Origin of the sequence: Actinokineospora pegani (assembly GCF_009745975.1) — a bacterium.
GTDB classification, from domain to species: Bacteria; Actinomycetota; Actinomycetes; order Mycobacteriales; family Pseudonocardiaceae; genus Actinokineospora; species Actinokineospora pegani.
The window spans coordinates 1-19,637 of sequence record NZ_WHOL01000002.1 but is presented as its reverse complement, the minus strand read 5'-3'; the positions used below and the strand labels follow the sequence as shown (position 1 = coordinate 19,637).

13 protein-coding genes are annotated in these 19,637 nt (G+C 74.1%); 12 read left to right on the top strand and 1 reads right to left on the bottom strand.

Translation table 11 applies throughout. The annotated features are described in order from the left end of the window. Positions 1-14 precede the first annotated feature (14 nt). Together GCL84_RS00070 and mycP are read left to right on the top strand one after the other, a co-directional pair. Positions 15-2,774 (top strand): hypothetical protein, encoded by a 2,760-nt coding sequence (locus GCL84_RS00070; protein WP_156753236.1) that lies wholly within the window; start codon positions 15-17, stop codon positions 2,772-2,774. Then, a complete protein-coding gene (gene mycP, locus GCL84_RS00065) occupies positions 2,774-4,003 on the top strand; it encodes a type VII secretion-associated serine protease mycosin (protein WP_156753235.1) in 1,230 nt (409 codons plus the stop codon). The genes GCL84_RS00070 and mycP overlap by 1 nt, the downstream gene beginning before the upstream one ends. Before the next feature lie 345 nt (positions 4,004-4,348). Here mycP and eccCa read toward each other — a convergent pair whose 3' ends face one another. Next, a complete protein-coding gene (gene eccCa / locus GCL84_RS00060; RefSeq protein WP_156753234.1) occupies positions 4,349-8,332 on the bottom strand; it encodes a type VII secretion protein EccCa in 3,984 nt (1,327 codons plus the stop codon). Between the two features lie 178 nt (positions 8,333-8,510). Between eccCa and eccD the strand changes: the two genes are divergently transcribed. From eccD to GCL84_RS00010, 10 genes are all read left to right on the top strand, one after another. Further along, complete coding sequence (gene eccD, locus GCL84_RS00055) at positions 8,511-9,872, top strand: type VII secretion integral membrane protein EccD (protein ID WP_235925891.1); 1,362 nt, start codon at positions 8,511-8,513, stop codon at positions 9,870-9,872. Between the two features lies 1 nt (position 9,873). Further along, entirely contained in the window at positions 9,874-11,286 is a 1,413-nt protein-coding gene (gene eccB / locus GCL84_RS00050; protein ID WP_156753232.1) for a type VII secretion protein EccB, read from the top strand. Positions 11,287-11,373: 87 nt separating this feature from the next. Next, positions 11,374-11,709 carry a hypothetical protein gene (locus GCL84_RS00045; RefSeq protein WP_156753231.1) on the top strand — a complete coding sequence of 112 codons (336 nt, stop codon included), beginning with the start codon at positions 11,374-11,376 and terminating at the stop codon, positions 11,707-11,709. Between the two features lie 75 nt (positions 11,710-11,784). Further along, complete coding sequence (locus GCL84_RS00040; protein WP_156753230.1) at positions 11,785-12,093, top strand: WXG100 family type VII secretion target; 309 nt, start codon at positions 11,785-11,787, stop codon at positions 12,091-12,093. A gap of 84 nt (positions 12,094-12,177) precedes the next feature. Beyond that, the gene (locus GCL84_RS00035; protein ID WP_156753229.1) at positions 12,178-12,600 is read left to right on the top strand and encodes a hypothetical protein; all 423 of its coding nucleotides are present in this window, start codon (positions 12,178-12,180) and stop codon (positions 12,598-12,600) included. Positions 12,601-12,670: 70 nt separating this feature from the next. Further along, positions 12,671-15,412 carry a hypothetical protein gene (locus GCL84_RS30485; protein ID WP_156753228.1) on the top strand — a complete coding sequence of 914 codons (2,742 nt, stop codon included), beginning with the start codon at positions 12,671-12,673 and terminating at the stop codon, positions 15,410-15,412. Positions 15,413-15,415: 3 nt separating this feature from the next. Further along, positions 15,416-17,089: a WXG100 family type VII secretion target gene (locus GCL84_RS00025; RefSeq protein WP_156753227.1), complete on the top strand. Its 1,674-nt coding sequence runs from the start codon at positions 15,416-15,418 to the stop codon at positions 17,087-17,089. A 1-nt stretch (position 17,090) separates the two neighbouring features. Next, positions 17,091-17,540 (top strand): YbaB/EbfC family DNA-binding protein, encoded by a 450-nt coding sequence (locus tag GCL84_RS00020; RefSeq protein WP_156753226.1) that lies wholly within the window; start codon positions 17,091-17,093, stop codon positions 17,538-17,540. Further along, entirely contained in the window at positions 17,533-17,856 is a 324-nt protein-coding gene (locus GCL84_RS00015; RefSeq protein ID WP_156753225.1) for a WXG100 family type VII secretion target, read from the top strand. The genes GCL84_RS00020 and GCL84_RS00015 overlap by 8 nt, the downstream gene beginning before the upstream one ends. A gap of 59 nt (positions 17,857-17,915) precedes the next feature. Then, a partial coding sequence (locus GCL84_RS00010; RefSeq protein ID WP_456236888.1) for a WXG100-like domain-containing protein occupies positions 17,916-19,637 on the top strand: 1,722 nt, incomplete at its 3' end.

Sequence of the window (19,637 nt, the reverse complement as noted above, 5' to 3'; positions counted from 1 at the left end):
CAGCGGGAGTGATGATGCACCGGCTTTTCGCCCAGGACGTGATCGAGGCGCTCGTCGCCGAGCCGATCGGCGCGCACGTGCTGGTCCGCCACCGCAACGAGGCCGCCCACGGCCACCACCCGGCCGCCAGGGTGCCCGCCGTGACCGGTGAGCTGCTCGTGCTGGTGTCCGAGCGGGCCCAGGGGGACAGGTCCCTGGTCGGCTCGCTGCCCGCCCTGCTGCGCCCGGTGCTCGCCGACGTCGGGGCGCGGGCGCTGTGGCTCGGGCTGCCCGGCCTGGCCCGGGACCCGGCGGCGCGGTGGCTGGCCCGGGAGTTCGCGGTCGACCTGTTCGCGCCGGACGGTCCGGTGGTCACCGGCCCGGGCGCCGTGCTCTACGCGGGCCACGGCACCGGGGGCACCGGCTGGTGGCGCGTCGGCGACGAGGTGGCCTTCGCCTGCGCCCGCTGGCCCGCTGCGCCCTGGGAGTCCCTGCTGCCCACAACCCCGGTCTCCGTGGGCGGCCTGGCCGTGGAACCGGTGCCCGCGGGCATCCTCGTCCGAGCGGACGCGACCACCCCCCTGCCCGGCGCCGCCCGCACCACCACCGCCGACCCCCGCTTCCCCCAGGTCCTCATCGGCGGCGGCCCCGCCCCCACCCCCGCGTCGGTCGCCCCGGTGCTGGCCAGGCTGCGCCCCGGCGCCCTGGTGGTCCCGGCGGTGGCGGAGATCTGCGCGCACGGCTGGCAACACGCCCTGGCCACCCACGCGGGCACGGACGTCCTGTTCACCACGACCCCCGCGGACGCCGCCTTCCCCCCGTTCCCGACCCGGTTGCGCCAGCACGTGAACGGCGCCCAACAGGTCGTCGAGATCGCCCCCGCCCCCCGGGGCTGGGCCCGCCACGGGGTCCGCGCCTACCGCCCACTGGACAACGACAACCTGCTCGCCGAGGTCGTGCCCTCCGGCCTGGTCCTGCACCCGCCGACCACCACCGCCGCGCCCACCCCGCGCCCCTTCGACCCCACCAGGTGGCACCTGTACCTGGGAAACCCGGGAGAACCGGTCGACCTGCCCACCCTCGCCGCCGCCGACACCCTCCTGGGCGCCCTGGACCCCCGCCTGCGGGCCACCGTCCGGGTGGAGGTCCTCGGCGACCTCGATCCCCAGGCCGAAGCCACCCTCTCCCGCTCCCGAACCCACCCCCCGCTGCCGCTCGCGGCCGAGCGGCCCGCTCTGGAATCGACGCCCGGCGTGGACTCCGCGCCGCCCCGACCAGTTCGCGAGCCGTTCGCGGCTGAGCCTCGGCCATTGGCCCCTGGCCCCGCCGGGCGCCCGCCCTCGGCGTCGAGCCTCGAGCTGGTTCGTCCTGCCTCGGGCGCTTCCGGCGGGTCGCCCGTGGAGAGCGCGGCTCGCTCGGCGGTTGTGCCGGTTGGGTCTGCTGGTTCCGGTCCGGTTGGGGCTGAGGTTGTGCCGGTCGTGGTGGCTGGTGGGGGTTTGCCGGTGGGGGCGGCGCCTGTGCCGGTTGGGTCTGCTGCTTCCGGTCCGGTCGCGGCTGAGGTTGTGCCGGTCGCGGTGCCTGGTGGGCGATCGCCGGCTGCGGCGGCGCCTGTGCCGGTTGGGTCTGGCCTGTCCGCCGTCGAGCGGTCGCGCCTGGCGTCGGTGGCCGCTGGGCATTCGCCCGTGGAGACGGAGTTGGGGCCGGTTTCCGGTTCGGGCGGCGCTGAGCGTCCACCGCGGGCGCGGGCGGCTGGTTCGGACCTCGCCTCGGGCCCCGGCCCGATCGCCGAGCGCCCGGCCGTGGAGCCTGCCGCCGGGGGTGAGGCGACCATCCGGTTCAGTCCGGTCACCCCGCCCAGCACCGCCCCCGCGGCGGGCGCCGCCCGGCTGCCTGCCGAGTCGCTGTCGGGTGGGCCCGCGGTCGTTACCACGTCGTCGGCGACGCCTGGTGGTGTGGCGCCCGAACCTGTTCAGGCGGAGCCGTTGGCGCTGGCGGACCGGGTGAGCACGGCGGCGGAGCAGGCTCGGTTCACGGCGTCGACGGGCGAGGTGTTCGGGGAGGCGCTGGCGACGGTCAACGCCGCGTTGGCGACGTGGCCGGCGTTGCGGCAGGGGGACTCCGCCGGGATCAAGGCCGATTACGTCGCGGTGTGCCTCTACCTGGGGCGGGGGGCCATGGCCGGGGCCGAGCTGAACCAAGCCGTGCGGGCGGGGGACGGGGCCGGGGTCGCGGATCTGCTGCCCTGCCTGGTCTCCGGGATCCGCAGGCTGCCCGTGCACCGCCGAGCGGTGCTGCGCCAGGGCAAGCTGGGCTCCGCCGAGCACAGCGCGCCCCCCGGCGCGGTGCTGACCGAGCCGGGGTTCCTCAGCGCCAGCATGGACCTCGACGTCGTCGTCTCCGGTGCGGACCTCGACGTGCTGATCTGGCCGACGACCGCGCGGCGGACCTCCGAGCTGGTGATCAGCAGCCCGGTGCGGGAGGCGGTGTTCGGCGCCGCGGGGCGGTTCAAGGCCTTGGCCGTGCGCACCGCCGAGGGGGAGGAGGACCCCGACCGCGAGGGGCCGCCGCCCAGGGTGGCCGCGCTGTTCCGCGAGCTCGCGCCCGGCGAGCTGCCGACCACCACCGACCTCGACGAACAGGACCTCGCCGTGCTCGCCAAACTCGACCGCGTGCTCGCCCGCAGGCAGCGCGCCACGCTCCGGCTGGTCGACGACCAGGAGGCGGCCACCCGGCTGACCTCGTCCCTCGTGCGCTGGCAGCACGTGGGCGCCGAGCGCACCGCGGTGGGTGCCTGATGCGCGCGCTGCGATTCGTCCTCGCCACCGCGGCGGCCACCGTCGTCTTGGCGCCCACGGCCGCCGCCCAGCAGTCCGTGCCCGGCTTGCCCACGTCGAACGACGCCTGCCTGCCCGCTCCGCAGGGCAGCGCCACGGAGGTGCCCTGGGCGCAGAAGCAGCTCGCGCCGCACCGGGTCTGGCCGGTCAGCCGCGGCGCGGGCGTCGTCGTCGCCGTCGTCGACACCGGGGTGGACTCGAGCGTCCCGCAGCTCGCGGGCGGCCGGGTGCTGCCCGGCATCGACGTGATCGCGCCCGGCGCCCGGGCCGACAGCGACTGCTACGGGCACGGCACGTTCCTCGCGGGCATCATCGCCGCGGGCGCGGGGGAGGGCACGGCGTTCGTGGGCGTGGCCCCGGACGCCACGATCCTGCCGATCCGCGTCGCGACCGCGGTCGGGGAGGGCAAGCCCGGCGCCCTGACGCCCGCGAGCATGGCCCAGGGCATCCGCGCGGCGGTCGACGCGGGCGCCCGGGTGGTCAACATCTCGGCCAGCACCGCCATCGACTCACCCGACCTCGCCGCCGCGGTCGACCACGCCGAGGCCAACGACGTCGTCGTGGTCGCCTCCGCCTCCAACGGCGCCCGCGACGGCGCGACCACACCGTTCCCGGCGTCCTACCCCAGCGTGATCGCCGTCGGCGCCGTCGACGTCGCAGGCGCCCGCGCCGACTTCTCCCAGACCGGCCCCCACCTGTCCCTCGTCGCCCCCGGCGTGGACGTGGTCAGCCTCGGCCCCAAGGGCCCCGGCCACTGGCAGGGCAGCGGCACCAGCTACGCCGCCCCGTTCGTCGCGGGCACCGCCGCCCTGGTCCGCGCCTACCGCCCGCACCTGACCGCGGCCCAGGTCAAGCACCGCCTCGAGGCCACCGCCAACCACCCCGCCACCACCCTGCCCGACCCCGGCCTCGGCTGGGGCACGGTCAACCCCATGGCCGCCGTCACCGCCATCCTCCCGGGGGAATCAACCACCGCCGCCCCCGTCGTCGCCCCACCGGCGGCCCAACCCCCGGTTCCCGCCCCGCACGACGAGGTGGGCCCGGTGCTGGCGGGCACGGGAGTGGTCGCCGTGGTCCTGCTGATCCCCGCCCTGGTCATGGGCTCCCGCCTCATGTCCGCGGCCCGCACCCGCCAGTGGCGCCGCGCCAGAACCGTCCAGGTCGCGCCACCCCGGCCCGCCAAGGGCTGACACCGACTCCGGAAGCCGCCACCCAGGACGGGTGGCGGCTTTGTCGTGCCGCCACCGTCGCAGGCAGCCGGGCAGGGCGCGGGTGGTGATCGAGCCGCTGTGCCGGTGCAGACCCATCGCGGCCGGGGTAGCCCGTGCACCTCGAGGTGCGTTGCCAACGCCTTGGACATGGCCTCCGAACCGCTCGGCGCACTCCTCGGGGTCGCCATCGGAGGGCGGCGGAGGGTCAGACCGCGGCGCGACCGGTGCCGTGGACCAGACGCCGATCGCCACCCGAAGGCCCCGCACACCAAAGAGGACGGTCACCGCGCCTGCGGTGACCGTCCTCTTTGGTGTGCCCCCGGCCTACTCCACGGCTTCCGGCACCTCCACCAACGGCGTCTGCACCAACCGCACCGACCGCCGCCGGTTGATGTACTGCCCACGCCCCACCGGCAGCGTCCGGGGCTTGAGGGTGCCCAGGAACGACCCCTCCTGCTTCGGGCACGACAGCAGCAGCGCGGGCGTCCCCAGCTCCCACATCTTCCGGATCGCCTGGTTCGACATCGAGCGGCCGGCGCCCGCGGTGCTGCGGGCGATGATGATGTGCACGCCCACGTCGGCGGCGTCGGCGAGGAGGGGGACGAGGGGCGCCAGGGGGCCTGCGCTGCCCGCGCCCTCGGTCATCTCGAAGTCGTCGATGATGATGTAGAGGCGGCCGCCCTGCCACCAGTCGCGCTTGGGGAGGCGGCTCGGGGGGATGTCCGGGCCGGGGACGCGCTGCTGGATGACCGTGGCGGCGCCGGCGATGGACTTGGTCAGGGCCTCGGCGCCGACGGCGTACTCCATCTGGTGGTCGGCTGGGACGCAGTCGCGCAGTTCGCGGCGGAAGTCGCCGAACATGATGCGGGCCTCGTCGTTGCCGTGGTGGGCGACGATGGAGCGGGCGATGTGGCGCAGCAGGTTGGTCTTGCCCGTCTCGGCGTCGCCGTAGACGAGCAGGTGCGGGCTGGCGTCGAAGTCGTGCCACAGGGGGCCGAGCTCGACGTCATCGATGCCGAGGGGGATGCGGACCTCGGCGGCCTTCGACGGCGCGGTGGGGGCGGGGAGCTGGGCGACCGACAGGGTGTGCGGCAGCAGGCGCACCTTCGGGGCCGCGGGGCCGCCGGGGACGGCCAGCGCCTCGGCCAGCTCGACCGTGGCCTCGGCGAGGTCGTCGGTGTCGGACTGGCCGTCGATGCGCGGCAGCGCGGCGAGGAAGTGCAGCCGGTCCGGGGTGATGCCGCGGCCGGGGATGGCCGGGACGGTCGCGGCGAACCGGCTGTTGATCTCGGAGTCGGTCGGGTCGCCGAGCTTGAGCTCGAACCGGGTGCCGAGCACGTCGCGCAGCCACGGCCGCATCTCCGCCCACCGGCTCGACGAGATCAGCAGGTGCACGCCGAAGCTGAGCCCGCGCGCGGCGATCTCGGTGAACTGCTCCTCGAGCTCGTCGAAGTCCTGCTTGATCGTGTACCAGCCGTCGACCACCAGGAACACGTCGCCGTAGGGGTCCAGGTCGCGGAAGCGGCCCGAGCGGCGGGCCCGCCGGTAGGTGCCCATCGAGTCGATGTTGTGCTCGGCGAACAGCTCCTCGCGCTTGGCCATGATGTTGGCGACCTCGAGCACGGTGCGGGTGACCCGGTCGCGGTCGAGCCGGTTGGCGACGCTGCCCACGTGCGGCAGCTTCGCCAGCGAGCTCAGCGTGCCGCCGAAGTCCAGGCAGTAGAACTGCACCTCCGCGGCGCTGTGGGTCAGCGCCAGCGAGGCGATGATGGTGCGCAGCATCGTCGACTTGCCGCTCTGCGGGCCGCCGATCACCGCCGCGTTGCCCTTGCCGCCGGACAGGTCGGCCACCAGCAGGTCGCGCTTCTGCTGCGCGGGCAGGTCGACCAGGCCCAGCGGCACGGTCAGCTCCGAGGCCATCAGGTCGCCGACCGGGCGCAGGCCCAGCTCCGGGTCGTCCACCAGCGGCGGCAGCAACTGGTCGAGCGTGGCCGACTCCTTCAGCGGCGCCAGCCACACCTGGTGCGCCCGCGGGCCCACCCCGCGCAGCCTGCCCATGAGCACGTCGAGCATGGTCTCGGTGACCTCGCCGGTGGCGGGCTCCGGCTCCGGCTCGGGCTCCGGGGCGGTGGGCGGCTCGATGTAGGCGGTGCCGAACGGCACGACCCGCTGCTCCACGCCGTCGTCGGGACGCACCCGCGGCTTCGTGTGGTAGGGCGAGGAGGAGAACGCGCCCTTGAACCGGACCAGCGTCTGGGTGTCCGGGCGCAGGTAGCCGTTGCCCGGGCTGTTGGGCAGCTCGTAGGCGTCCGGGACGCCCAGGATGCTGCGGCTCTCCATGGCGGAGAAGGTGCGCAGGCCGATCTTGTACGACAGGTGCGTCTCGATCTTGTGGATGCGGCCCTCGTCGAGCCGCTGCGAGGCCAGCAGCAGGTGCACGCCCAGCGAGCGGCCGAGGCGGCCGATCATGGCGAACAGGTCGATGAAGTCCGGCTTGGCCGAGAGCATCTCGGAGAACTCGTCGACGACGATGAACAGCGCGGGCATCGGCTCCAGCGGCACGCCCTGGGCGCGCGCGGCCTCGTAGTCGCGGCGCGAGGCGTAGTTGCCCGACGCGCGCAGGTACTCCTGGCGCCGGTTCATCTCGCCCGCCAGCGCGTCCTGCATGCGGTCGACCAGCTCCAGCTCCTCGGACAGGTTGGTGATCACCGCGGAGGTGTGCGGCAGCTCGTCGAAGCCGAGGAACGCCGCGCCGCCCTTGAAGTCCACCAGCACGAAGTTGAGGTCCTCCGAGGTGTGCGTGGCGGCCAGCCCCAGCACCAGCGTGCGCAGCAGCTCGGACTTGCCGGAGCCGGTGGCGCCGATGCACAGCCCGTGCGGGCCCATGCCGTCCTCGGCGGCCTCCTTGATGTCGAGCTCCAGCGGCGTGCCGTTGGCGGCGATGCCGATGGGCACCCGCAGCCGCCGCTTGGCCGTCATCCGCTCGCGGCGGTACCTGACCGGGTCGAACCGGCCCACGTCGCCCAGGCCGAGCAGCCCGGCCAGGTCGTAGTCGGCGGCCATCGGCTCGTCGTCCTCGGCGGCCTCGCCGACCCGGAACCGGGCCATGGTGCGCGCCAGCGCGTCCGCCGCCCCGGCGCTGAGCTGGTCCGGCCTGCACAGCGGGGACGTCTGCGGCTTGCCCAGCCGGTCGAAGGAGACCGTGCGCGCCTCGTCCGCGTCCACCTCCAGGAACAGCACCCCGGGGCGCTGCTGCCAGGGCAGCGAGCCGGACACGTCGAGCACGACGGCGTTGCGGTAGCCCTCGTCGGCGACGCGGTGGTCGCCGGGCACGCGCACCCCGTCGACGACCAGCACCACGAACGGCTCCGACGCGGTGACCGGGGTGTCCGCCTCGAACCGCGGCCTGCCGGCGAACGACGGCCCGCCCAGCAGCAGCTCGACCTCGTCGACGCCGTCGGCCACCAGCCGCCGGGGGCCCGCGGCGTCGCGGCTGTCCAGGTCCTGGTTGTGCGGCAGCCACTTGACCCAGTCCCACCGGTCCACCCGCTCGGGGGAGGCGCACACCGCGATCCGGGCGTCACCGGGGGCGTGCGCGGTGGCGAACTGGGCCAGCAGGGCGCGGACGAGGCCGAGCACCGCGTCGTCGTCGCCGCTGAGCTGGATCTGCCCGAAGCCGCGCAGGTACACCGCGATCGGCGCGTCCGGCAGGGTCGAGTAGGCGCGCAGGAACCGGCGCAGCGCGTGCGCCGACATCGGCTCCAGGTCCTCGATCGGCTTGGTGCTCGGCGGCAGCAGCTTGAGCGAGGAGCGCTGCGCGCCCAGGCCCAGGCGGACCTCGCCGAAGTCCTCGTGCGCGGGCCTGCGCTCCCAGAGCCGGTAGCCCAAGGCGATCGACCACAGCGCGCGCGGGTCCGGGTGCACCCAGCGCGCCGCGCGCTGCTGGGAGTGCAGCGACCGGCGGACCCGGCCGCGCAACTGCGCCAGGTAGCGGATGTAGTCGCGGCGGTGCCCGTGCAGCTTCTGCTTGTGCGTCACGGAGTTGCGCATGAGCTGCACGACGAGCATGCCGACCACCGACAGCACCATCATGCCGCCGCCGATGTAGGCCATCGCCCCGGCGCCCGGCCGGACGAACATCATCACCATGGCCATCGAGCCCAGGCCCATCGGCGCGTACATCAGCACCGAGCTCATGCCGCCGCCGGTGTCCTCCGGTACGGCGGGCGGCTCCTGGATCTCGATCTCGGAGTCGGGGGCGGTCGGCTTGGGCCGCCGCGACCTCCGCGCGAACAGGACTGTGCCCACGTGCTCTCCTCGGTCGGTCGGTGCTCGTCACCCCCTGCACGGCCGCCGACCCCGGAAAGGGTCATCGGCGGCCGCGGGTGAACCCCCCGGCCGCCCCCGGCCGTGGTCCGCAGTGCCCAGCCAGGAAAGGACCCGGACTCCGATGGAAGAGCAGACACAGCAACGCACGAGGACCGCGGTGAGGCTGCGGTTCGTGCTCGGGAAGAAGTCGACGGACGTGGCGCTGCCCGCCGACGTCCCGCTGACCGACCTGCTGCCCGCCGTGCTGCCCCAGTTCGGGGCGGAGTGGGTCGAGCAGGGCGCCGACCACGAGGGGTGGGTCGTGCAGCGCGTCGGCGAGCAGCCGTTCGACGAGGACCGCACCCTGGCCGAGCTCCAGGTCCTCGACGGGGAGACGGTGCACTTCCGGCCGCGCGCCGACGAGCTGGCCGCCATCGACTTCGACGACCTGGTCGACGGGGTCGGCGAGCAGGTGCGCGACCACCCCGGGGCGTGGACCGCGGCCCGCACCAGGGTGCTGCTGCGCGTCGTCTCCGGCGCCGCGCTGGCGCTCGGGGTGCTGCTGGTGCCGGGGGTGGGCGCGGTCGGCGTCCAGGCCCTGGTCGCCGGGGTGGTCGCGGTGCTGCTGCTGGGGGCGGGCGCCCTGGTGGCGCGCGGCGCCGCCAAGCCGCAGCCCGCCTCGGTGCTCGCCTTCGCCGCCGCGGTCTACGCGGCCCTCGGCGGCGACCTGCTGGTGGCGGTGCTGGCCCCGGAGGCGGCGCCGATGGTCCGGGTGAGCGCCGCGGCCACCGCCGCGGTCGTCGTGCTGGCCGCCGGTCTCGTCGCGGTCGCCGACGCCGCGCTGCTGTTCGCGGGCGCCCTGCTGTTCACCTCGGTCATGGTGGTCACCGGGCTCATCGGCTCGCTCGCCCCGGTCACCGGGCCGCAGGCGGTGGCCATCGGCCTGGCGCTGACGCTGATCGCCGGGGCGTTCGTGCCCTCCACGGCGTTCCGGCTCTCCGGGCTGACCCTGCCGATGCTGCCCACCGGCGCCGAGGAGCTCAGCGAGGACATCGACCCGGTCCCGCACAAGCTGGTCGTCGAGCGCGGCGCCGCGACCGTCGGCTACGCCACCGCCCTGCACACCGGCCTCGGCCTGGCCCAGGCGGTGCTGATGCCGCTGCTGGTCGTCGGCGGCCACGGCTGGTCGATCGTGCTGTCGCTGGTGATGTCGTTCCTGCTGCTGCTGCGGTCCCGCCACCCCAGCGGGCTGGCGGCGCGGTGGGCGTTCGTCGTGCCCGCGCTCGTGCCCGTCGTGGTCACGCTGCTGCACGTCGGCGCCGAGCAGGCGGGCGGCACGCGGCTGCTGGTGGTGTTCCTGCCGGTGCTCGTCGTCGGGCTGCTGCTCCTGCTGGCCGGGGAGCGCCTGCCCGGCAAGCGGCTGCGCCCCTACTGGGGCCGGGCCGTGGAGATCCTCGAGTCGGTCACCGCCATCGCGGTGGTGCCGATCCTGCTGCAGGTGCTGGGCGTGTACGCGGCCATGCGCGGATTGGCGGGCTGACATGCAGTCGCGCAGGGACCAGGTCCAAGCCTACTTCTTCGTGGTGGGGCGGTTGGTGTCCGCGGTGACCACCGGCAGGCCCGACGCGCTCCAGTCGCCCTACCGGCGGCTCAACACCGGCACCGTGTTCGGCGTCCTGCTGGCGGCCGTGCTGATGGCGGTCTTCGGCATCTACGGGCTGTTCAAGCCGGGCGGGGACAACACCTGGCGCCAGGACGGCGCCATCGTCATGGACAAGTCCACCGGCACCCGCTACGTCTTCCTCGGCGGCCAGTTGCGCCCGGTGCTCAACTACGCCTCGGCGCGGCTGGCGACCGGCGGCGGGGGCGAGGTGAAGTCGGTGTCGCGCAACTCCCTCGGCGACACCCCGGTCGGCCAGCCCATCGGTATCATGGGCGCGCCGGACATGATCCCCGGCGCGGACAAGCTGGACCGCGGCCCCTGGACGGTGTGCGTGGCGCCCGGCGCCTCGCCGCAGGCGGGCCCGCGGGTGACCGTGCTGATCGGCGGGCCGACCCGACCGGGCCTGACCGAGGGCCAGGCGCTGCTGGTGTCCACCCCGGACGGGTCGACGCACCTGGTGTGGCAGGGCAAGCGGCACCGCGTCGGCGACCGCGCCGTGCTCGACACCCTCGGCTACGGCGACACCCACCCGCTGCCGGTGTCCGCGGCCTGGCTCAACCCGCTGGAGCAGGGTCGCGACATCGCGGCGCCCGCGACACCGGGCACCGGCCAGACCGGCCCGCGGATCGACGGCGAGGCCGCCGTGGTGGGCCAGGTCTTCCGCGTGCGCAACCCCGCGATCGACTCCGACCAGCTCTACCTGCTGCGCGCCGACGGCGTCACCCCGCTGAGCCCGACCACCGCCGCCCTGCTGCTCGCCGCGCCGGACACCAAGCGCGCCTACCCGAGCGGGCCGGTGGCCCCCATCGAGGTCGGACCCGCCGCCCTGCAGGGGATCGCGACCTCACCGGGCGTCGACCTGGTGAGCGGCCTGCCGCCGCGACCGCCCGACCTGGTGACCCCGCCACGCGGCGCCCAGGCCTGCGTCCGCTATGGACCGAACGGCACCGGCGACATGGACGTGGCGGTGGCGGTGCTGCCCGCGGCCGAGGTAGACGCCAAGGCCGTCCCGGCGGCCCCGCACGAGGCCGGGACGATGGCCGACCGCACTGCGGTGCCCACCGGCGGGGGCGTGCTCGCCCGCGACCTGCCCGCCCCCGGCGCCGCGCCGGGCGCGCTGCACCTGATCACCGAGACCGGGGTGCGCTACCCCATCGCGGACGCCGACGCCCTGGCCGCCCTCGGCTACGGCGAGGACGCCGCGGTGCCCGTCCCGGCCAGCCTGCTCGCGCTGCTGCCCAGCGGTCCGCTGCTGAGCACGCAGACCGCCCTGCAGGTGTCAGGACCCTAGATTTCCGGACCCGGGTGAACCGCCCGCAGGGCCCCACCCGTGTCAGGGATGCAAGCGGCCGCAAGGAAACCACCAAGGAGGAACGCAATGGCGACGAAGTTCAGCCAGACGCAGATCGACACCACCGCGGGGATGCACACGGACTTCATCAACAACCTCGAGGAGGTCCACCTCAAGACGCTGCGCCAGCGGGTTTCGGAGACCCTCGACCAGAGCACCAACGCCGCGACCCGCGCCCTCGACGAGGTGTGCGAGGTCTGGATCCAGCAGATGAAGAACGGCGTCATCACCAACATGAACGGCATGATCCAGGCCATCAAGGGCTCCGCCGAGGGCCAGATGGACATGGACAGGCAGAACGCCAACAAGATCTCCGCCCTGACGATGTCCCCCGCGGGCGCGAGCTTCCTCTCCGGCACCTGATAGCCCCCGGCGCCCGGCGCCACCGCACGGCACCGAACGACACATCCCCGCAGCACCGAAGGAAAGGGCAGGACCATGGGCAACGACACGGTGAATTACGACTACGACCTCATCGAGCAGACCGTCCGGATCATGAAGGAGAAGGCCGAGGAGATCGAGGCCGACGTCGCCAAGCTGCGCGGGGACGTCCAGCAGCTCCTGTCCGGCTGGACCGGCGACAGCGCCGAGTCCTACAACTCGCTGTCGCTCGACCTGGGCAAGGACCTGGACAACCACCAGCTCTACCTCGAGGACCTCAAGGACGAGCTGCGGGCGGCGGCCACGGGCATGAACGGCGCGGACGTCGAGTGGGCCAAGAAGATCATGGCAGGCGGCGGCCGCTAGCCGGTCCGCGGTGTGCGGGCCCCGCGCCCGCACACCGCGGACCTGGTGTGCCCCAGTTCGAACACACAGTGAGGAGTCGCAGTCATGTCCACCAAGTTCGACCCGGACCTGATCCGGGCCTCGGCCAAGAAGCTCGGCGCCCTGCTCGACGACATGGACGCGTTCACCAAGCTCAAGCCGCACTGGCCCAACGCGGGCGGCTTCGCGCTCGCGCAGTGGGTCGAGCGCGTCGTCGACGACCGCCGCAACGGCATCGTCGCGCACGCCGAGCACCTCAAGATCGCCCTCGAGGAGATGGAGGTCACGCTCACCAAGATCGCCAACGACTTCCAGGACACCGACGGCGAGAACGGCAGGAAGATCAAGGACAGCCTCGACCAGCTCAAGAAGGACATCACCACCAGCATCAGCACGCTGGACGAGAACACCGAGAACACCCAGCACAACTTCGGCGGCGGCCCGGAGGGCACCAACACCGACGGCGACGGCTACAACGACCACGTGTGACCTGGTCCGCCCGCCAGCCGCCCACCCCGACCACACCCAGTCAACCGCCTCCCGGTGAGGAAGCCGAGTCATGGCCGACGATGAAGCCACCCAGTTCGTGGGCGTCTACCAGGAATCCGCCCCAGCGTTCGACCCCAGGGGCTACAAGTCCTACAAGGACCTCAGCGCGGCGGTGAAGGACCTGCTCTACACCGCGCACCGGGACCGCGGTGTCGAGGGCAGCCTGTCCACCAACAACACGGCGGAGACCTGGTACGACCTCGAGTTCGCGGTCAAGGCGGCCACCACGCGGCTCGAGCAGGTCAACACCGACTTCGCCAAGCACATCAAGGACGTGCGCGCGGAGTTGGAGGGTGAGGCGGGCGACGCCTTCGAGACCTACGCGAAGGACCTGCTCAGCCAGAGCGAGGCGCTGCACGAGACGCTCTCCACCAAGCAGTACGGCACCACCATCGGCAACGTCGGCCACGCGATCCAGGCCTTCGCCGCGAAGTGGTGGGAGATCGTCGACGCCGCCGAGTTCGACCGCGCGAGCGAGGCCGAGCGCATCAAGGCCGCGGGCATCTCGGGCATCGAGGAGCTGGCCGACCTGTCCGATGACGTGAACGCCGGCGAGATCCAGCAGTTGATCAACAAGCTGGCCGAGGAGACCACCAAGGCGGTCGAGGCCATGAACGACGCCGCCGAGGAGAAGCTGCTCAAGGAGTTGCAGGAGCTGACGGCCGGTCTGGGCACCCAGTACGACTCCCGCGGCCAGGAGCTCGCGCCGCTGAAGATCATCAGCGGCCTGCCCAAGTCCGAGGACCCCCGCTACGACGACTCGACCGGCGGCGACAACGACGACACGGGCGGCGGGGGCGACGACGACACGGACGGCGACGACACGGACGGCGACGATGAGGGGAGCGGCGGCGGGAGCGGGAGCGAGGACGAGGACTACCAGGAGGGCCTCGACGACGCCGAGCAAGCAGCCCTCGACGCCATCGACGAGCTGATCGCCAACACCGACGACCCCGAGGAGAAGGCCGCCCTCGAGGCCGCCAAGGACGCCATCACCGGGGCGATCGACGAGCTCGAGACCGACGGTGGCTCGGGCGGTGGCGCGGGCGGCGGCGATGACGACGAGACCGGCGGTGGGAGCGGCGGCGGCACAGGTGGCGGCACGGGCGGCGGCACGGGTGGCGGCTCCGGCGGTGGCGACAGCGGTGCGGCCGAGGCTGCCGCGAACGACGCGATCAACGACCTCAAGGGCGGCGGTGGCGGCCTCGGTGACACCGGCGCGGGTGGCGGGGGCGAATCCGGTGCGGGCGGCGGTGCGGAGGCCGCGGAGCAGGCACAGCGCGACCAGGCGTTGCAGGACGCCAAGGAGGCCGCGGGCAAGGCCATCGACGGTCTCATGGGCGGCGGCGGTGGTGATCCCCTGGGCGAGGAGGGCGCGGGCGGCGGCGCGAGCGGTGGCGGCCCGGCCATGGGCGGCGGCCCGGGCGTGGGCGGCGGCCCCGGCTCCGGGTCGGACCCCGCCGAGCAGAAGCGGCAGAAGGCTTTGCAGGACGCCAAGGACGCCGCGAACAAGGCCATCGACGACATCACGGGCGGCGGCTCGGGCGGCGGTCTCGGCGGCGGCGCGGACGGCGGCGGCGAGCTCAGCCCCGAGCAGGAGGCCGCGCTGGGCGAGGCGAAGGACGCCGCGGGCAAGGCCATCGACGACCTCGCGGGCCAGACCGAGGACCCCGGGCGCCAGAAGGCGCTGGAGGAGGCCAAGGAGGCCGCGCAGAAGGCGATCGACGACATCACCGGCGGCGCGGACGACGACAAGCCCCTCACCTCCTCCGAGGGCCCCGACGGCGAGCCGCTCGACCCGGAGGCCCGCGAGGCCTTCCAGGACGCCAAGGACGCCACCACCAAGGCGCTCGACGACCTCATCGCGGGCACCGGGGACCCGGCCGAGAAGGCGGCGCTGGAGCAGGCCAAGCAGGCCGCGCAAGACGCCATCGACAACCTCATCGACCCCGAGCACCACAAGGCCGTCGAGGACGCCAAGGACGCCGCCGAGACCGCCATCGACAAGCTGGCCAGGCCCGGCGACACCCCGGAGCAGCAGAAGGCCCTCGACGAGGCGGCCAAGGCCGCGCGGGAGGCCATCGACGGCCTCGACAGCGCCATCGACCCCGACGACCCGGAGTACGCCAAGGCCGTCGAGGACGCCAAGGCGGCCTCGGACAAGGCGATCGACGCGCTCGCCCAGGACGGCGACAGCCCGGAGCGCACCGCGGCGCTCGAAGCGGCCAAGGAGGCCGCCCGCAAGGCCATCGACGACATCGGCGCCGCGGGCGCGGAGCCGGGCGCCAGGTCGCCGCTGGAGAGCTTCCTCAACCCGCTCGGCGGGAACAAGCCCGACATCAAGACCTCCTCCGGCGGCGGGGCCGGTGGCGGTGCGGGCGGCGGCTTGAGCATGCCGTCGCTCGGCGGTGGCGGAGGAGGCGGCGGCCTCGGCGGGGGCGGCGGTGTGGACGGGGGGACCCGCTTCGACACCGACGTCTCCCAGGACCGCGGCCTGACGGTGCCCGGGGGCGCTGTCACCGCCTCGGCGGCGATCCCCGGGAGCCCGGGCGGGCTCGGTTCCCATGGCGGGCCCGGCATGGGCGGTATGCCCATGGGCGGGATGCCGATGGGCGGCGGGATGGGCGGCATGGGCGGGATGGGCGGCGGCCAGGACAAGGAGCGCGAACCGCAGATCTGGATCCAGGCCGACGACGGCGCGTGGGACGACGAGAAGGACGGCCCCCGGCCGCCCGTGCTGGGACGTGGCTGACCCATGGCCCCCGCGCACCAGGACCCGCCGCCCCCGCCGGACGACCCCGCGCTGGCGACCATGTCCGCCGACCAGCTCGCCGAACTCGTCTTCGCCATGGACCCCGAGGTCCACTACCAGCTCGCCCAGGCGTTCGACGACGCGACCGGCAGGCTCCAGCAGGTGCTCGACGGCATCCGGCGCGAGGCCCGCGTGGTCCACGAGGGGTTGAGCGGCGAGTCGCTGACCGCCTTCGACGACGTCTCGCACCAGCTCGGTTCCTCGGTCGACACCGTGCTCCAGACCGCATGGAACCCCGACTACGCGACGACCCTGCGCGCGGCGGGCGACGCCCTGGCGACAGCCCAGCAGCGCTTCCGCGACCTGCGGGGCCAGCAGGCCGAGGAGGCCGCCGCGCCGCCGGTCGACGGCGCCCCCGCCCCGGAGGTGCTGCACGCCCAGCGCGCGGAGTCGGCGCTGCAGATCGTGCTCGACCTGGGCACCGCCTACCGGGACATCGGCGCCAGGTTCACCCCGCTGCCCCTGCTCCCGGGCGGGCAGGGCTGGGACGTGCCCGAGCAGTCCACATCGGCACTCGGGCAGACGAACACCCTCGCGGCCACCAGCGGCGACCAGCCCCGCTTCGGGGAGGGCTCTCCCGGCGGGGAGGGCGGCGGGACCGGGTCCGGCGCGTTCTTCGCGGGCGGCTTCGGCGCGGGCGGTTCCGGTCCAGGCGCCCCCGACCGGCGCAGGGCCGCGGTTCCCGTGGCGGCGCTGGGCTTCGGGGACTCCCCGGTGGTGGGCCGCTCGGTGGAGGTCTCCCCGGAGCCCACGGTGCAGGCGGCGTACACGTGCGGCCCGGCCGTGGGCGGCTCCTGGGCCGCGGCGACCGCACCGGCGCACGGCGTCGTCGCCGGGGCCGTCGGGTTGCCGCCCGCGGTGCTCGGCCGCGCGCCCGGTTCTGCCGCCCCCGCGCCGAAGCGCAAGCGCGCCGCCGACTCGGACGAGCGGCAGCGGGCGCCGGAGGTGGACCCGGGGGAGCGGCCGGTCAAGGTCACCGCCGAGCCCGCCATCGCGCTGGTGGCCCCGACCCTGCCGGTGACGGTCTCCGCCCCGCCGGTGACCGAGCCGGTCCAGGCCCCGGCCACGCTCGCCGCGTCCGCCGCCCCGGTGGCGCACGCGGGCGGGGGCTCGACCATCCCGGCCATCTCCGTGCCCGCGGTCGAGCCGGTCACCCTCGAGCACGGCACGACGCTCCCGGCGTCGGCGCAGTTCGGGCCGCCCCCGGTGCGTCCGCTGGCCGCGGCGGCGCCCGAGGTCGCACTCGCGGCCCCGCCGCCAGGGGGGACCTCGTCGCAGACGACGTTCAACGGGCACTCGGGGGTGCCCATGACACCCGGGTACGGACCGATGAACCCGATGGGGGCGGGCATCCGTGGTCCTGATGAGCGCGACAACGGGCGCTTCGCCGAGATCCCGATGGAGGCTGAGGCAGGCGTGTGGCAATCCCCGATCGGCGCGACGGTGCTCGGCAGGCCGGTGGCCGCCGAGCAGAAGTCCGCGCCGTCGTCGGGCAGCCACTCCGCCGAGCAGCCCGCCGAGGGGGACCAGCGGTCCGAGCAGGACAAGACGCCGCTCGACCAGGCGCGGGAGCGCGCGTTGCAGATGATCGGCCGCACGAGCGAACGGGAGCGATGAGATGACGAACTGGAGTTCGATGTCCGAGGCGGACCTGCGGCGGATGGCCGACGACGCCATGGCCGACCTCGACCGCGAGCGGGCCAGGCTCGGCCAGCTCGGCGAGCTGTGGTCGGCGCACACCACCGTCCACGCCAAGGACCGCTCGCTGTCGATGACCGTCGACGGGCGCGGCGAGCTGCTGGAGATGGCGTTCACCGGCACCAAGCACAAGACCATGCCCCCCGCCCAGCTCGCCCACGTCATCGTCGAGACGCTGGCCCGCGCCAAGGCGGAGAGCGCGGCCAAGGTCAGCGCGGCGATGGGCGAGTCCTCGGTGCCCGGCATCGACATCGACGGCATCGCCAGCGGCAGGGTCGACCCGATGGAGATGGTCAACTCGCTGCTCGGCCCGCTGCTGGGCGACCTCGGGGTCGGCGCCCGCGCCGAGGGGGGCACGTCCCGTGGCTGAGGAGTTCCGGCTCGACCCCGACGGCCTCGCCGCGGGCACCAGGAAGCTCGACGCCGCGGGCACGCGGCTGACCTCGGCCGTGGCCGCGCTCAACGTCGTCCTCGACGACCACGACGGCTGCTGGGGCACCGACGACATCGGCAAGGCCTTCGCGACCAACTACGTCCAGCCCGCCACCGACGTGCGCACCTACGGCGCGGACGCGGGCACCGGGCTCGTCCTGACCGCCGAGGGCCTGGACGAGGCCTCGGAGGTCTTCCAGTCGGTCGACCACGACCACGCGGCCAGGATCGACCGGACCCCGCCGCCGGAGTAGTCGCACCACCCGCCAGCCACTGGCGGTTCCCAGTCAGCACGGGTCAGGAGGGCAGGCGGATGAGCGGCGCAGACGAGGTCACCCGCCTGCCGGACAGCTTGCAGAAGTTCTTCAAGGTCACCCTGGGCATGGAGTGGCCGGAGGGCCACGAGGGCGGGCTCAAGGCCATGAGCGGCGCCTGGACGGAGTTCGCCGAGGAGCTGCGCGCGGTCAAGGACGAGGTGACCGGGGCCTCCCGCGCCGTCGACCGCGCGATGGACGGCGTCACCGCCACCAACGCGGTCGACTACCTGAACAAGGACATGATCACCGCGCTGGAGGAGTTGGCCGCCCAGGCCGACGACCTGGCGAAGACGGCGAAGACCGCCGCGGCCGACATCCAGAAGGCCAAGATCATGCTCATCGCGATGGCGGCGATGGCGCTGGCCACCATCGTCGCGCTGCTGGCCTCGCTGTTCGGGGCGCTGTTCACCGGCCCGGTGATCGCCGCGGCCCGGGCTGGCCTGCAGGCGATCCTGAACCTGCTGCTGCAGGAGATCGCGAAGCAGACCATCAAGCAGGTCGCCAAGACCGTCCTGCTCAACGCCCTCAAGATGGGCGCCTTCGGCGCGGCCTTCATGTTCACCCTGGACGCGGGCATCCAGGCGGGCCAGATCGCGGCGGGCGGCCGCGACGAGATGGACTGGGACTCGGTCAAGGGCGCGGTCATCGGCGGCGCCATCGGCGGCGCGGCCGCGGGCGTGTTCCACGGTGTGGCCAAGGGCATCGCCAAGCAGATCAACCCCAAGTTCGTCGCGGGCCTCAACGGCGGCGCGGGCCTGTCGAAGGGCGGGATGATCGCCCTGAAGGTCGGCGGCAACATGGGCTACGCCGTCGGCCAGGTCGCGATGGTCGCGGCCTCCAACCCCGTGGTCAACATCGCCACCGGCGGCGACGGCGACGTCTGGGACGGCCTGCTCGGCGCGATGGGCCCGGCCCAGGGCATGTACAAGAAGAACGAGTACACCGGCTACGGCGACTCCCGGGGCGCGGGCGCCAAGCTCGCCGCCGTCTTCGACAAGATCACCAAGGGCGTGCCGATCAACCCCGTGCTGACCGAGGCGGACGGCGGCCCCACCCCGCGGGCGGGCCAGCCGGTCGTCGACGAGACCGGCAACCCCCTCGGCACCGTCTTCGACCCCCCGCAGATCAAGACCGAGAGCAACGGCGACACGTCCTCGCCCCGAGGCGGCGCCGAGACCCAGGACAAGCCGTCGACCGTCTCCGAGGGCAAATCCCCCACCTCGACCAACGACAAGCTCGAACCGGTCACCCTGGGCGACGACACGGCCCAGCCCGCGACAGCCACCGCGGGCGGCCAGACCAACACCGGGGGCCGTGCGGGCGCCGCTGAGACCGATGGCCGCACCGCTGTGGCCGGTGGTGGCACGGGCAACCAGTCGGACACCGGCGGTCGCACCGTTGCAGGCGATGGCGGCGGGCAGGCCGGCGCGAGCGTCGGTGACCAGTCGGGCGCGGGCGGTCGTGGCGGCTCCACCGAGGCGGGCGATCAGTCGGGTGTCGGTAACCGTGGCACCGTCGGTGAGGACGGTGGCCAGTCCAACGCCGGCGGGCGTGCGGACGGCGACCAGTCGAGCCGCGACGTCAGGACCGTCGATCCCACTGTGGGCACTGAGAACGCGGGCGGTGTGGTCACGGGTGGCGCCAACCAGGCCGCAGTGCCGGTCCAGGGCCAGACCACCTCTGGTTCCGACCAGTCCGCTGTGCCGGTCCAGGGTCAG

Coding starts and splice junctions, on each gene's coding strand:
- GCL84_RS30485 (WP_156753228.1), top strand. CDS start 12,671: ATGGCCGACGATGAAGCCACCCAGTTCGTGGGCGTCTACCAGGAATCC.
- eccB (WP_156753232.1), top strand. CDS start 9,874: ATGCAGTCGCGCAGGGACCAGGTCCAAGCCTACTTCTTCGTGGTGGGG.
- GCL84_RS00045 (WP_156753231.1), top strand. CDS start 11,374: ATGGCGACGAAGTTCAGCCAGACGCAGATCGACACCACCGCGGGGATG.
- GCL84_RS00025 (WP_156753227.1), top strand. CDS start 15,416: ATGGCCCCCGCGCACCAGGACCCGCCGCCCCCGCCGGACGACCCCGCG.
- GCL84_RS00070 (WP_156753236.1), top strand. CDS start 15: ATGCACCGGCTTTTCGCCCAGGACGTGATCGAGGCGCTCGTCGCCGAG.
- GCL84_RS00035 (WP_156753229.1), top strand. CDS start 12,178: ATGTCCACCAAGTTCGACCCGGACCTGATCCGGGCCTCGGCCAAGAAG.
- GCL84_RS00020 (WP_156753226.1), top strand. CDS start 17,091: ATGACGAACTGGAGTTCGATGTCCGAGGCGGACCTGCGGCGGATGGCC.
- GCL84_RS00040 (WP_156753230.1), top strand. CDS start 11,785: ATGGGCAACGACACGGTGAATTACGACTACGACCTCATCGAGCAGACC.
- mycP (WP_156753235.1), top strand. CDS start 2,774: ATGCGCGCGCTGCGATTCGTCCTCGCCACCGCGGCGGCCACCGTCGTC.